Source organism: Persicitalea jodogahamensis (assembly GCF_014651615.1).
GTDB classification, from domain to species: domain Bacteria; phylum Bacteroidota; class Bacteroidia; order Cytophagales; family Spirosomataceae; genus Persicitalea; species Persicitalea jodogahamensis.
In genome coordinates this window covers 201,931-215,980 of the sequence record NZ_BMXF01000005.1, presented here as the reverse complement: position 1 = coordinate 215,980, position 14,050 = coordinate 201,931, and the positions used below count along the sequence as shown (strand labels likewise).

Here is a 14,050-nt window from a genome sequence, read left to right as displayed (position 1 = left end):
AGCCCTATCCAAATTATTGAATTTCAGACTCATATTAAATTAATGCAATGGATCTAGCCGGTTCACATATACTGAATACCACGCCTGAGGTAGTTTGGGCGATGCTGATGGACACCGACATTCTGGCCCGCATCGTGCCGGGTATCACGACCCTGGAAAAAACGGCTGAGAATGAGTACAAAGCCGTGGCTCAGGTAAAAATGGGCCCGGTCAACGGCTCTTTTTCCGGCGGGCTTACCATGCAGGATATCCGCGAAGGTGAAGGCTACACGCTCAACGTACAGCAAAACAGCAAGATCGGCAATGCCAATGCTACCGTCACCATCGATTTGAAGCCTGTAGAAAATAACCAAACCGAATTGACCTTCGATGGCGAAGCCAAGCTTTCGGGCTTACTCGCCCGGACCGGAAACCGCGTCATGAGCGGCGTCGCCAACTCGCTGACGAAGCAGTTTTTTGAAAATTTCGAAGAAGAGATAGAAGGAAAGGGGGGCAAGGGTTAAACGGTCAACGGTCCGCGGATTTTTTTCGGCGACTTTACAAAGACTTTCTACTTTCCCGCTCGGCGTCAGATTGCTTCTCATAAGAACCTTTTAACCATTAACCCTTTGACCAAAAGTTCTATGTCAAAAATCACCCTAAAAGTTAACCAAAAATCTCATTCGCACGACGTCGAGCCACGTACTTTGCTGGCTCACTATTTACGCGAACAATTGAGCCTGACCGGAACGCACATTGGCTGTGACACCAGTAGTTGCGGTTCCTGCACGGTTCATATGGACGGTATGGCTGTAAAGTCCTGCACCATCCTTGCCGTGCAAGCCGACGGCAGCGAAATTACGACCATCGAGGGCTTAGCGCCCAATGGCCAACTCCACGCTGTGCAGCAGGGCTTCAAGGAATGCCACGGGCTTCAGTGCGGTTTTTGCACCACGGGAATGATCATGGCCGCCGCCGACCTGCTCGAACGTAACCCCGACCCATCCGAAGAAGACATCCGTCACGGTCTGGAAGGTAACTTCTGCCGCTGTACGGGCTACCATAACATCGTGCGCAGTGTGCAATGGGCGGCAAAATCAATGTCGGAATTAGTGAATTAGTGAATGTTGGAATAATCATTTCCTTTTCCGTTTTATTTCGATTCTTAGAATTCATTTATTCCGACATTCCAAATTCACTAATTCCAAATTAAAATTATGAGCAACAAATATATAGGCCAATCCGTCAAGCGGGTCGAAGACAAGCGCTTCATTACCGGAAAAGGCCGCTATACCGACGACATCAAATTACTGGGCATGACCCACGCCTCCTTTGTCCGCAGTCCCTACGCCCATGCGCGGGTTACGAGCATCGACATTTCGGCCGCCGAATCCATGCCCGGTGTGGTAGCCATTTTTACAGGTGACGATATTAAAGAGACCGGTATTGTGGGCGTTCCCACGGGCTGGCAGGTTAATTTCAAGAACGGCGACACGATGAAAGAGCCGCCGCACCCGCTGCTGATCGCGACGGGAAGTACCGCCAAGCACATCGGCGATCCGGTGGCGGTAGTCATCGCCGAAACCTACGCCCAGGCTGTAGACGCCGCTGAAGCCGTGGAAGTGGACTGGGAGGATCTGGAAGCTGTTACTGATCCCTTCAAAGCCACGCAGGAGGGCGCTACCCTCGTCCACGACGACTCCCCCGGAAATCTGGCTTTCGACTGGGAGCTGGGCAATCCGCTTGATGAGGTGAACGCCGCCATCGATGCCTCGGCCCACGTCACGACGCTGGAATTTGTAAACCAGCGCATGGTTCCTAACGCCATAGAGCCACGCTCCTATATCGGCCATTACGACGAGGTAAGCGATAAATACACGCTTTACACGTCCACTCAAAATCCGCACCTGATCCGGCTGTTGATGTGTGCCTTCGTGCTGGGGTTGCCCGAGCACAAAGTGCGGGTACTTGGCCCGGATGTAGGTGGTGGATTTGGGTCGAAAATATTTCACTACACCGAAGAAGCCCTCGTCACCTGGGCTTCACAGCAAACCAAGCGCCCCATCAAATGGACCGAAACCCGCTCGGAAGCCTTCATGCTCGACGCCCACGGTCGCGACCACGTGACCAAGGCCGAAATGGGTTTCGACGGCGAGGGTAACGTCAAGGCGCTTCGCATCAAGACCTACGCCAACCTCGGCGCGTACCTGTCCACCTTCGGCCCGGCGGTGCCGACTTATTTGCATGGTACACTGTTGCAGGGACTTTACACTACACCCAAAATCCACATTGACCTCTGTGGGGTGTTTACGCATACCGTAGCCGTAGATGCCTATCGGGGCGCGGGTCGGCCTGAAGCCACCTATCTGCTGGAACGGCTTATGGATTTGGCCGCGCTGGAAATGGGCAAAGACCCGGTGGAACTCCGCAAGCAAAATTTCATTCCGGCCTTCGACGGCGTGGAGCAGCCCGGCTACCAAACGCAGGTGGCCCTGCAATATGACTCGGGCAACTACCACGGCGTCGTGGATAAGGCCATGAAGATGCTTGATTACAAGAAATTCAGAGAAATGCAGCAGGAAGCCGCCCAAAATGGTAAGCTGCTGGGCGTCGGTTTTTCGACCTACATCGAAGCCTGCGGCATCGCGCCCTCGGCGGTGGTGGGTTCGCTGGGTGCACGGGCGGGACTTTATGAGTCGGCGCAGGTGCGCGTGCAGCCCACGGGCAAGGTGAGCGTCTATTCCGGCTCACACTCGCATGGGCAGGGCCACGAAACTACCTTCGCCCAAATTGTGGCTGATAAGTTTGGCATCCCGATGGAGGACGTAGACATCGTTCATGGCGATTCCGACGCGGTGGCCTTTGGCATGGGTACTTACGGCTCGCGCAGCCTGGCGGTAGGCGGCTCGGCCATTATGAAGAGTATTGACAAAGTACTCGAAAAAGGTGCCAAAATTGCGGCTCACAAGCTGGAATGCGCGGCGGACGACCTGGAATTTGCCGAAGGAAAATGGACGGTAAAGGGTACTGATAAACACATCGGATTCGGTGACGTAGCTCTGACGGCCTACGTGCCGCATGTTTATCCCGAGGGTTTGGAACCCGGTCTGGATTTCGCCAGCTTTTACGATCCTGCCAACTTCACCTACCCCTTCGGCTGTCACATCGCGGTGGTCGAGGTAGATAAAGAAACCGGAAAGGTCAAACTACAACGTTTCATTGCCGTGGACGATGTGGGGAATGTCATCAACCCCATGATTGTGGACGGGCAAATCCATGGCGGCTTGGCGCAGGGGATCGGTCAGGCGCTGCTGGAAGGCGCGATTTATGACGATTATGGTCAATTGGTCAATGGCTCTTATATGGATTATGCCATGCCCCGCGCTGACGATCTGCCCATGTTCGAGCTGGATCGACAGGAAACGCCCTGTCCGCACAATCCGCTGGGCGTAAAAGGGGCGGGTGAAGCCGGAACTATCGGTTCCACGCCTGCCGTGGTCAATGCGGTCATCGACGCCCTTTGGAGCGGCGGCCATAAGGTCAAGGATATTGCGATGCCGCTGACCGGAGAACGGGTGTGGAGAGCCATGCAATCCAGTTGATAGTACCTCTGATTCGCATTCTTTCCAGCAAATCCAACATCTAAATATTCAAAAACAATGATCTCATATCCTTTTGATTACGTCCGGCCTGAAAGTGTGGAGGAGGCCCTGGAACACCTGGGCGGTGATACCAAAATACTGGCGGGTGGCCACAGCCTGCTTCCTACCTTGAAACTACGGCTGAGCGCGCCCGATAAACTGGTGGACATCGCCCGCATTGCTTCTTTGAAGAAAATAAAAAAAGATGGCGATGAAATCGTGATCGGCGGTGCTGTTACGCACCGCGAAATCATGGATTCCGAAATTATTCAAAAACATCTGCCCGTGCTTTCGGAAGGAGCCGCCGTCATCGGTGATCCGATGATCCGCTACAAAGGTACGATGGGCGGCAGCCTCGCTCACGCCGATCCCTCGGCCGATTGGTCGGCGATGGTGCTGGCGGCGGGTGGCGAAATCGTGATTCAGAGCAAGAAGGGTAAGCGTACCGTTCCGGCCACGGAATTTTTCACGGGTTTTTACTCAACAGCCCTGAAAGACGGCGATATCCTGATCGAGATCCGTTTTCCCGTCCCGGAAGAAGGCACGAAAATGACTTACCAGAAATTCACTCAGCCCGCTTCCCGCTTCGCATTGGTCGGCTGCGCCGCCGCCCGCCTACCCGACGGCTCGGCGCGCGTCGCCTTCACGGGCGTCGCCGACGCACCTTTCCGCGACAAAGGAGTGGAAGAAGCCGTAGGCGACTGGTCGGAAGCTACGCTCGAAGCCGCCGCCCAGAAAGCCGCCGAGGGCCAAAACATCAACGCCGACCACTACGCCTCGGAAGAATACCGCCTGCACTTGGCAAAGGTGTACTGCAAGCGGGCGTTACTTCAATTAGTGAATTAGTGAATTAGTGAATGTAGGAATGTCGGAATTATTGAATGTAGGACGGCGATTAATGAATATTGCTTTCGCCAGGTATTTAGAATATTCCGACATTCCATAATTCACTAATTCTAAATTTAAAAGATGAACGTTTCCCAAATAGCTGACCTGCTCCAATCTCAAGGCTACATCACCGAGCCGGCGGTGTCGATGGCGGTGTACCTTTCGATGCAGCTTAAAAAACCGTTGTTGATCGAAGGTCCGGCGGGTGTGGGAAAGACCGAAATTGCCAAGGTAATGGCGCGGGCGATGGACACTGACCTCATCCGTTTGCAGTGCTACGAAGGCCTGGACGCCTCCCACGCGCTGTACGAATGGAACTACCAGCGGCAACTGCTGCACCTCAAAATGGTGGAGGCGCAGGGTACTTTGAGCGGCCAAACCAGTGATTTGGAAGAAGAAATTTTTGGCGAGAAGTTCCTGATGAAACGGCCGCTGCTGCAAGCGATCACGCACCATAGAGCCCCCGTCCTGCTCATCGACGAAGTGGATCGCGCCGACGAAGAGTTCGAAAGTTTTCTGCTGGAGGTACTTTCCGACTGGCAAATTACGGTTCCCGAAATAGGTACCATCCAAGCCACGCACATTCCGCAGGTGATCGTGACGGGCAACCGCGTCCGCGAACTATCAGAAGCATTGCGCCGCCGCTGTCTTTATTTGTGGATCGACTACCCCGATTACGAAAAGGAATTGGCGATCGTCCGGGGCAAAGTACCCGGCGTTTCCCAAAAACTAGCGGAGCAAATCTGTCGCTTCATGCAGGAACTTCGCCAACTGCGCCTGGAAAAAACGCCCGGCATCGCCGAAACCCTCGACTGGGCCACCGCCCTCGCCGCCCTGCATTTCGATCACCTCCCCAAAGAAATCATTGAGCAAACCCTGGGCGTCATCCTCAAAGATTGGAAAGACACCCGCACCGCGCAGTTGTCGCTGAGTGAATTGTACGAGAAAATGGGGGTAGTTTCGAAGTTGGAAGGAGTATGAGTTGTTGATTTTTTCAGAGGAAATGGGCGTCCAGTATTCACTCATTCTATCATTCACTCATTCAAAATTGATTGAACGCCATACTAACCTCAGCGCCAACATTGTAGCCTTCTGTCGTTACCTCCGTGCCCACGGTTTCCGCATCGGGCCGGAGGAAGAGGCCACGGCTCTGCGGGCCGCTTCGCTGGTTACGCCTAATGACCGGGGTACTTTTGCGCTGGCTTTGCAGGTGAGCCTTACGCGCTCGGTGCAGGAAGTGGAGCAGTTTGGGGTACTTTTTGAAAAGTACTGGCGGGAATTGGAAAGTGCTCTGGACAGTAAAATCAAGGAAGACGAAAGTAAGAAATCGCAATACCAGAAAAATAATCAGCCTTCCTTCGATGCGCTGAAATCTTGGCTCAACGGCAATAAGAATACCGAAGAAACCGAAACCGCCACTTACTCCACCAACGAAGCCCTCAGCCAACAGGACTTCTCCCTCATTCCCGCCGACCAACTGGCCGATATTGAACAGCTACTGCGTGAAGTATCTCAGTCGCTGGCTAGGAAAGTCAATCGCCGGCGGGAAAAGACCCTTCACGCGCGGGAATTCGACCTGCGCAATACCTTGCGCCGTAACCTGCGCCGGGGTGGTGAATTAGTGGACCTAGCCTACAAGCGCCCCCGCCGCAACCGGATGCGGCTCGTGGTGCTGGCCGACGTGAGCAAGTCGATGGATTTGTACAGCGCGTTCCTGATTCAGTTTCTCTATGCTTTCCAGCGCGTGTTCCGGCGCATCGAGACCTTCGTTTTCAGCACCGACCTGCATCGCGTTACTGCAGAGCTGAAAGAGCAGAATTTCCAGCAAGCGCTCGAAAAACTCACTAAACGCGAAACGGGCTGGTCGGGAGGCACGCGTATCGGGGGTAGTTTGCAGACTTTCGTGACCGATTACGGAAGACTACTCAACCGCGAAACCATCGTCGTCATTCTGAGCGACGGCTGGGATACCGAACAGCCCGAACAACTGGCCGACGCCCTGCGGCGCATCCAACAAAAATCCCGCAAGGTAGTTTGGCTCAATCCCCTGGCCGGACAGCCCGGCTACGAACCCCGCACGGCGGCGATGCAAGCCGCGCTGCCACACGTGGACGTATTTGCTTCAGCGCATAACGTGTCGAGTTTGAGAGCGTTAGGAAATTGGTTGTGAGGAAGCAAGTTCAAAATGGCGAACCAGAGAGATTTCACCAAGATCAAAGCTTTCAGTACTTATCGTGCAACCCCGTCAGTATCCGCGCTACTTCCGTGCGGATTTCGGTGGTGGGACGGGCGAAGTTGTTGTTCATAAAACTGAAATACAGTAGTTTCCCCTTTTTGGTAATAAGGTAACCACTCAGGCAATAGACATTGCTCAAGCTGCCCGTCTTGGCGTGGACGAAGGCTTCCTGGCCCTTGAACATATTCCGCAAAGTACCCGTGGCACCGCCCGCCGGCAGGATATTGAAGAGCCTTTCCTGCGGAATTTTTTGGGAGATTTTACCCAGCAGGGCGATCATCGTACGGGGCGTAAAGAGGTTGTAGCGGGAAAGCCCCGAGCCATCGCGCCAGAGCGGGCGATCGGGCAGATCGGCCAGGATGCTGAGTTTGGCGTGTTCGATGGCCTGCGTGGTGTTGAGCGGCAGGTCGTGGGCACTGGCATAAAGCAGCATGGTCTGTTCGGCCATCATATTGTCACTCACCTCCATCATGCGTTTGTAAAGCGAATCGGATGGAATGCTGTATACCGTCTTCCATTGATCCAAAGAAGCTTCGTTCATCAGCGTTACTTTCTTCTTCAATTCCCACGACAACAGTTTGGCGGTTAAGGGATTCGACATCTGGACGGGAATATCCTGCTCCAAGCCGGATGGCAGGGCGTTGAGCGAGCGGCGGAAGTGATTGCGGTAGCGGTCCCGCACCAAACCCACGACGGTCGTGTCCAGATCCAGAGAATCCTGCCAAAACTCGGGCTGCACCCGCACGTACAGACCCGATGGGCTGGTAAAGCGGGCGATGTTGCCATATACGGGCAATGGCGAGCGCTCGGCCTGGTAGTAGTCGTTGTAATCGTCCCACGACCAGCCCGGTCCGTAAACCGGATTGTCGGTATTAGCCGTTGAGAAGACTAATTTTTCCGGTCTGTTTTTTAAAAAATCAACTACCGCGCTGGTCGGCAGATCGGGGTGCAGCAGTGACGGGTCGCCCGTACCCCGGAAGATGAGGCTGTCGTTCTGAATCTGGTACTGTAGCCCCGGAATTGAATCGCCCAAAGCCGTTAAAGCGGAGTAGAAGCTGAACAGCTTGGTGTTGGAAGCAGGCGTGAAGTAGTGGTCGTCCTGGTAGGAGGCCAGCGTTTTTTGCCTGGCCGGATCGAAGACCGAAATGCCCACATGATGCTGTGACAGCACGGGTGAGGTTTTTACCTCTTTGTGAATATAGTGGGAGACAGAGCAGCCGGAGAGTGTTAGTAAAAGTACGGGTAAGAATTTTTTAGTCATCAGTATCAGAGTTTCTTCTCTGCGAATGTACTATAATATTTAGGTACTTTGCCGAGACGGGCGAGCCATCTGTACCACATCTTTAAAATTTCATGACCGATCTTCTTCCCATCTTAAAACACTACTACGGCTACGACGCCTTCCGGCCCGTGCAGGAAGAGGCCATGCGGTCGGTGCTGGACGGGCGCGATACGCTGGTGCTGCTGCCTACGGGTGGGGGGAAGTCCCTGTGTTTTCAGGTGCCGACTCTGGCGCGGGAGGAGGGCGTGTGCATCGTGGTGACGCCACTGATTGCCCTGATGAAAGACCAGGTCGAGCAATTGAAAAAGCGCGGCATTCAGGCGGCGGCGATTCACTCGGGCATGAGTCGGCGCGAGATTGACGTCACGCTCGACAATTGCGTCCACGGCGGACTGCGGTTTCTGTACGTGTCGCCGGAGCGGCTGCGGACCGAAATCATGATCGAGCGCACCAAATTGATGAAGGTGTCGCTGCTGGCCGTGGACGAGGCGCACTGTATTTCGGCCTGGGGCTACGATTTCCGCCCGGCTTACCTGCTCATCGCCGAGTTTCGCGATTTGTTGCCCGGTGTGCCCATCATTGCGCTCACGGCCTCGGCCACGGCGGACGTGCAGGCGGATATTCTGGATAAGCTGGAAATGAAGCAGCCGCAGGTGTTCCGGCAGTCGTTTGCCCGCGCCAACCTGTCCTACTCGACCTTTTACGAAGAGAACAAGGAACGCAAACTGCTACAAATCCTGACCAATGTCCCCGGTACGTCCATCGTCTACGTACGCACCCGCCGCCGGGCGCAGCAGGTAGCCGAGTGGCTCTCACGCCAGAAAATCCGCGCCGACTACTACCACGCGGGCCTGCCCTACGCGGACCGCAGCGCCAAGCAAATGGCCTGGCAGCGCGGCCAGACGCGCGTCGTGGTCTCTACCAATGCCTTCGGCATGGGTATTGACAAGGCCGACGTGCGCTCCGTCGTCCACCTCGACTTGCCCGCCAGTCTGGAAGCCTATTACCAGGAGGCCGGACGGGCTGGGCGGGATGGCAAGAAGGCGTACGCCGTGGCCCTCTACAACCACAAAGACACGGATGACCTTGCCCAGGCGGTGGAGCGGCAGTACCCGCCGATCCAGACCCTGCGCCGGGTGTATCAGGCTTTGGCCAACTACTTCAAACTGGCCGTGGGCGCGGGCGAATTCACGAGTCACAGCCTGGACATGCATGAGTTCGTCAATACCTTTGGATTGAATCTTTCGGAAACGCACTATGCCCTCAAATTGCTTCAGGAGGAAGGGTTCTTACAACTCAGCGACGCCATCAACGAGTCGTCGAAGCTGCATTTGCTGGTGGACAAGCAGCAGTTATACGACTTCCAGATCCGGTATCCCGACTACGATTCGTTCCTGAAAATGCTGCTGCGAATGTATGGCGGGGAGCTTTTTTCGGAGTACGTCAGGATTTCGGAGGGTGAGATTGGCCGCGCTTTCTACGCCCAACTACCCGAGGTGGCCAACAGGCTGCGGTTTTTGCAGGAACGTGAAATCATCGACTACGAAAAGCGCCGCGACCAGCCCCAGCTCACCTTTCTGACGCCGCGCTTCGACGCGGAGCATTTGCCGCTCAATATTTTTGAAATAGAAAATAGAAAAGACCGCGACCTGCGTAAAGTAGGCGCCGTGGTGCACTACGCCCAGCACCCGACGCAATGCCGCACGCTGCTGCTGCTCGACTACTTCGACGAGCGCGACGGCCAGCCCTGCGGCGTCTGTGACAATTGCCTGAAACGACAGAAGTCCGCGACCGTTCACGAAGATTCGGACGCGCTGAGGCAGCAATTGGTCGTTTATTTACACAATAATGGCCCCATCTCCCCACGCGCGCTTAGCGAAGCTTTTGGCAAGGTTCCCGAAAAAAACTTGCTGCAAGTTGTGCGAAAACTGGTCGAACAGGAGTTGGTTCTGTACGATGAACAAGGAAAACTCACACTAAATGCCGCGCAGCTTTCATGAAGAAGCATCTCATAATTCTCCCCCTCCTACTTATTTCAATGGCTGGCCCCACGCTGGCTCAGCAGATTCCCGGCCTGTCGATCAGCAACTACGGCGGCTTGTACCGCGCCACGGAGAATCCGGCCGTGCTGGCGGGCTCACGCTACAAATGGCAGATCAACCTGATCACGGTCGGCAGTACGGTCAACAATCGGTACTTCTATTATTTTGGAGAAAACGCCTTTCTGTATCCGCAACTTGTGCCGCACTCCACCAAAGAATTGTATGGTCGGTCTCGGACGATGGGTTCGGTTTCGCAGGGTGATCCGCTGTACGTGGCTAGCGAGATTAGGCTACCTTCGGTGATGTTTTCGGTAGGGAAAAATCATGGCTTCGGTGTCCAGCTACGGTCGCGTGGATTCGTGTACGGCCATAATTTGCCCCAGGATATCCGCCGGATGTACTTCAAACGGCTCGACACGCCCGATACCCCCGTCGGTGCGGGCGAATGGGGCCACTTCGACCTGGGCCAGCAAAGTTTTTCGGAGGCCAGTTTTTCGTACGGACTGCAACTCGTGAACTGGCGTTCGCACAAATTAAAAGTGGGGGCCACGGCCAAGTACATTTTTGGAGCCAGAGCCAGCTACCTGAGAGGCTCAGCAGATCGCTACGAAATCAGCCCCATGCCGGGTGGCGAGGCGGATGAGAAAGAGTTAGTCTTAAATAACTTCACTTACGAAAGCGGCTACACGCATCCCAATGCCCCCTGGAAGCTGGGCGAACTGACCAACACCACCAGGTACGGCAGCGGCTGGGGCTACGACCTGGGCGCAACCTATGAGTTGGGCTCGTACTGGCATCATCTGGAAACGGACGACGACGCCCGACCCGGGTACTTGCTTCGTTTCTCGGCTTCCCTCACCGATCTGGGAGCAATCCGCTACCGAAGCCCCGATAGTCGGGTAGTTTCCGGCAGTCAAAGCCGCGCGGTGATTGGCCAGAAAGAACTCGAAACAATTGCCGATCGGGGCGCGGAAGGTTTCGCCGAGGTGCTGCCGGTACAAAGCGAAACCACACTGCTGCGCGAAGCCCGCCTGCCCGCGGCGCTGCATTGGGATGTGGATGTACAGTTGGTCAAATCTTTTTTCCTCAACGTAGCCAAGACCGAACGCTACGGTGCCGCGCCCGCAAGTCCCCTGGACATGACCCAGCCCGATGCGCTCATCATCACGCCCCGCTTCGAGAACGAGGATTCGGACTTCTCGCTGCCGCTCACATTCATTGAAGGCAACCGCAAGATGATGGTAGGCGCGTTGGCGCGGTTCGGCCCTATTCACGTAGGATTTAGCAATATCGGTGGCTTCCTGAACCGCAAAGATCCCGCCGCCCTGCGGGCGACCTACCTGTACGCAGGGTTTTCGGTCTGGCAGTTTAAGCCGCGAAAGTGAGGGTTGAAATCAAAAAATAGGTATTGAAGGTACTGTCCGATTTCGAACCAAAGTGTTCGGAATCGGACAGTTTAGTTTTGTGACTGTATTGATATTCAGTTAGTTGAATATCCGGCATAGTTTTTCAACGATGAAATGGCCAACTCCAATTCGCAAAGCCGTTGATCTTTTACCGTTGACTCCAATCGAAATATGCTCTCCAACTACCTGAAAACCTCCCTGCGTAACCTGCGGCGTAACAAAACCTACGCCACCATCAACATCCTCGGCCTGGCGCTGGGTATGGCCTGCGGGCTGCTTATTTTCATGTTGGTGAAGTACCACCTGAGCTTCGATGACTTCCATGCGGATTCCGACCGCATCTACCGCATTGTCACCGAGCAGCACCGCGATGTCATTTCCTATACGCCAGGCGTGCCGAGTCCGTTGGGTAAAGCTTTTCGGGCAGATTATGATTTCGCGGAGAAAGTAGCCCGTATTGCCAGCGAAGAAGACATGACCATTACGGTGAAAGATGGCGATAAAATCGAGCTTTTCAAGGAAGAAGGCGGTGTGGCCATCGTGGAATCCGAATACTTCGATATTTTCAATTTTCCTCTGGTACTGGGAAATATGAAAACCGCATTGGTTGAGCCCAATACCGCCATCATCACGGAGCGCCTGGCCAAAAAATACTTCGGCGACCAAAATCCGATCAATAAAACTTTTCAGTTCGGGGATAAAATAGACGCCAAGATTACCGGTATCCTCAAAGATTTCCCCAAAAATACCGATCAGAAAACGGAGATTTTTGTCTCGTACCCTACGCTCAAACAGTACAATGAGTGGCTGGCGGGGGACGACGCCTGGGGGGGCATTACCAGCGGGATGCGATGCTACGTGCGGTTGCGCCCGCAGGTAGCGGTGGCGCAGGTCGAGAAGGTTTTTCCAGCTTACGTGACCAAGTACCGCCCTACCAGCACCAACGTCCATCATTATAAGCTACAACCCCTTGACGACGTCCATTTCAATGCCGACTACGGCGGACCCATGTCGAAGCGGAACCTGTGGGTACTTTCGTTCATCGGCATTTTCCTGATCGTGACGGCCTGCGTCAACTTCATCAATCTGGCCACGGCACAGGCCCTCAACCGCGCCAAAGAGGTGGGCATGCGGAAAGTGCTGGGCAGCTTACGCGGGCAATTATTCTGGCAGTTTATTGCCCAGACAGCCGTCATTACGATTTTGGCGCTGCTACTGGCGGTGGTACTCACAGTAGTGGTACTTCCCTACGTCAATATCTGGTTTAGCTCGGAAGTCAGTTTCAACATCCTGAACGATTGGCAACTGTTGCTGTTCATTCCGGCCCTGGTGCTGTTAGTGACTTTTTTGGCGGGCTCGTATCCCGGCCTGATTCTGGCAGGTTTCCAGCCCGTAGTGGCTTTGAAAGGCAAGCTGTCGCAGCAGCATATCGGCGGCTTCAATACGCGCCGGGCGTTGATCGTTACGCAGTTTGCGCTGTCGCAGGCGCTGGTAATCGGCATGATCGTGATTGCCAAACAGATGAGTTTTTCGGTAAATTCTGATCTTGGTTTTGACAAAGACGCGGTGGTCACGGTTCCGATTGCCGCCGACTACCAGAAGGGAAAAACGATGCAGGGTGAGCTGGAGCAGTTGGCCGGGGTCGAATCAGTCACCATGTGCTTTGCCACTCCTGCCTCCAACAATTCGAACTGGAACACCACTCCTTATTACGACAACGATCCCAAGGAGCAGGAATTCAGGGTGTCGGTGAAGGCCGCGGACGCAAACTACCTCGAGACCTTCGGCCTGGAACTCGTAGCGGGTCGCAACGTCTTCCCATCTGACTCGGCTCGGGAAATGATCGTCAACGAAGCTTTTGCGCGGAAACTGAACCTGAAAGCGCCCGAAGAACTGCTCGGAAAAACATTAGTCGTCAGCAATGGCGATAATAAAGGTCTGATCGTGGGCGTGGTCAAGGATTTTCACGACCTGTCCTTTCATGAAGAAATCAATCCCATTGCGATCTTTACGAACCCGGGTTTATACAACACCTATGCTATCAAACTAAATGCGGCCGACCTTACTACCACGATGGCCGCGATCGAAAAGGCGTGGAAGGAAAGCCATCCCGGCCAGCTTTACAGCTACGAGTTCCTGGACGACGACATCGCTTCCTTCTACGAAACCGAGGCACTGATGCTGAAACTGATTCAGACATTCTCGGCCTTGGCATTGTTCATCGGCTGCCTTGGGCTGTACGGGCTGGTGTCGTTCATGGCGGCGCAGAAAACCAAGGAAATCGGTATCCGTAAAGTACTGGGCAGCAGCATCGCTCAAATCCTCTGGATATTCGGCAAAGAATTCGGCCGACTGATTCTGATTGCTTTTGTCATCGCCGCCCCGCTGGCGTGGTGGCTGATGCGCAACTGGCTGGCCGATTTTGAGTTCCAGGCCAAGTTTGGGGCAGGCGTTTTCATATGGGCGTTGTTGGGTACTTTTTTCGTCGCCTTTGCCACGGTAAGCTACCAGGCGGTGCGGGCGGCGCTGATGAATCCCGTGACGTCTTTACGGAGTGAGTGATAAATCCCCAAAAT

Annotated in this window: 10 protein-coding genes; 9 read left to right on the top strand and 1 reads right to left on the bottom strand. The window is 54.5% G+C overall.

Features of this window, described 5'->3' with window-relative positions:
* Nucleotides 1–47 precede the first annotated feature (47 nt).
* The 6 genes from IE117_RS22105 (at nucleotide 48) to IE117_RS22080 (ending at nucleotide 6,678) form a co-directional block, all read left to right on the top strand.
* Nucleotides 48–503 carry an SRPBCC family protein gene (locus IE117_RS22105; protein ID WP_189567352.1) on the top strand — a complete coding sequence of 152 codons (456 nt, stop codon included), beginning with the start codon at nucleotides 48–50 and terminating at the stop codon, nucleotides 501–503.
* Between the two features lie 120 nt (nucleotides 504–623).
* Complete coding sequence (locus IE117_RS22100) at nucleotides 624–1,100, top strand: (2Fe-2S)-binding protein (RefSeq protein ID WP_189567350.1); 477 nt, start codon at nucleotides 624–626, stop codon at nucleotides 1,098–1,100.
* Between the two features lie 96 nt (nucleotides 1,101–1,196).
* Nucleotides 1,197–3,581 carry a xanthine dehydrogenase family protein molybdopterin-binding subunit gene (locus tag IE117_RS22095; RefSeq protein WP_189567347.1) on the top strand — a complete coding sequence of 795 codons (2,385 nt, stop codon included), beginning with the start codon at nucleotides 1,197–1,199 and terminating at the stop codon, nucleotides 3,579–3,581.
* A 57-nt stretch (nucleotides 3,582–3,638) separates the two neighbouring features.
* The gene (locus IE117_RS22090; RefSeq protein ID WP_189567345.1) at nucleotides 3,639–4,466 is read left to right on the top strand and encodes an FAD binding domain-containing protein; all 828 of its coding nucleotides are present in this window, start codon (nucleotides 3,639–3,641) and stop codon (nucleotides 4,464–4,466) included.
* A gap of 123 nt (nucleotides 4,467–4,589) precedes the next feature.
* A complete protein-coding gene (locus IE117_RS22085; protein ID WP_189567344.1) occupies nucleotides 4,590–5,489 on the top strand; it encodes an AAA family ATPase in 900 nt (299 codons plus the stop codon).
* A gap of 67 nt (nucleotides 5,490–5,556) precedes the next feature.
* The gene (locus tag IE117_RS22080) at nucleotides 5,557–6,678 is read left to right on the top strand and encodes a vWA domain-containing protein (RefSeq protein WP_189567342.1); all 1,122 of its coding nucleotides are present in this window, start codon (nucleotides 5,557–5,559) and stop codon (nucleotides 6,676–6,678) included.
* Between the two features lie 52 nt (nucleotides 6,679–6,730).
* On the opposite strand, the gene IE117_RS22075 is transcribed toward IE117_RS22080, so the two are convergent.
* Nucleotides 6,731–8,005 (bottom strand): D-alanyl-D-alanine carboxypeptidase/D-alanyl-D-alanine-endopeptidase, encoded by a 1,275-nt coding sequence (locus tag IE117_RS22075; protein WP_229581295.1) that lies wholly within the window; start codon nucleotides 8,003–8,005, stop codon nucleotides 6,731–6,733.
* A gap of 92 nt (nucleotides 8,006–8,097) precedes the next feature.
* Between IE117_RS22075 and IE117_RS22070 the strand changes: the two genes are divergently transcribed.
* The 3 genes from IE117_RS22070 (at nucleotide 8,098) to IE117_RS22060 (ending at nucleotide 14,036) form a co-directional block, all read left to right on the top strand.
* Nucleotides 8,098–10,026, top strand: coding sequence for a RecQ family ATP-dependent DNA helicase (locus IE117_RS22070; protein WP_189567340.1), 1,929 nt, complete (start codon nucleotides 8,098–8,100; stop codon nucleotides 10,024–10,026).
* A complete protein-coding gene (locus tag IE117_RS22065) occupies nucleotides 10,023–11,453 on the top strand; it encodes a DUF5723 family protein (RefSeq protein WP_189567337.1) in 1,431 nt (476 codons plus the stop codon). Before IE117_RS22070 ends, IE117_RS22065 begins: the two co-directional genes overlap by 4 nt.
* Nucleotides 11,454–11,645: 192 nt before the next feature.
* The gene (locus IE117_RS22060) at nucleotides 11,646–14,036 is read left to right on the top strand and encodes an ABC transporter permease (RefSeq protein WP_189567335.1); all 2,391 of its coding nucleotides are present in this window, start codon (nucleotides 11,646–11,648) and stop codon (nucleotides 14,034–14,036) included.
* Nucleotides 14,037–14,050 lie beyond the last annotated feature (14 nt).

What these genes read in the sequence shown, in the direction of transcription:
- IE117_RS22065 (WP_189567337.1), top strand. Translation starts at nt 10,023, where the DNA reads ATGAAGAAGCATCTCATAATTCTCCCCCTCCTACTTATTTCAATGGCT.
- IE117_RS22085 (WP_189567344.1), top strand. Translation starts at nt 4,590, where the DNA reads ATGAACGTTTCCCAAATAGCTGACCTGCTCCAATCTCAAGGCTACATC.
- IE117_RS22100 (WP_189567350.1), top strand. Translation starts at nt 624, where the DNA reads ATGTCAAAAATCACCCTAAAAGTTAACCAAAAATCTCATTCGCACGAC.
- IE117_RS22090 (WP_189567345.1), top strand. Translation starts at nt 3,639, where the DNA reads ATGATCTCATATCCTTTTGATTACGTCCGGCCTGAAAGTGTGGAGGAG.
- IE117_RS22060 (WP_189567335.1), top strand. Translation starts at nt 11,646, where the DNA reads ATGCTCTCCAACTACCTGAAAACCTCCCTGCGTAACCTGCGGCGTAAC.
- IE117_RS22095 (WP_189567347.1), top strand. Translation starts at nt 1,197, where the DNA reads ATGAGCAACAAATATATAGGCCAATCCGTCAAGCGGGTCGAAGACAAG.
- IE117_RS22070 (WP_189567340.1), top strand. Translation starts at nt 8,098, where the DNA reads ATGACCGATCTTCTTCCCATCTTAAAACACTACTACGGCTACGACGCC.
- IE117_RS22105 (WP_189567352.1), top strand. Translation starts at nt 48, where the DNA reads ATGGATCTAGCCGGTTCACATATACTGAATACCACGCCTGAGGTAGTT.
- IE117_RS22075 (WP_229581295.1), bottom strand. Translation starts at nt 8,005, where the DNA reads ATGACTAAAAAATTCTTACCCGTACTTTTACTAACACTCTCCGGCTGC.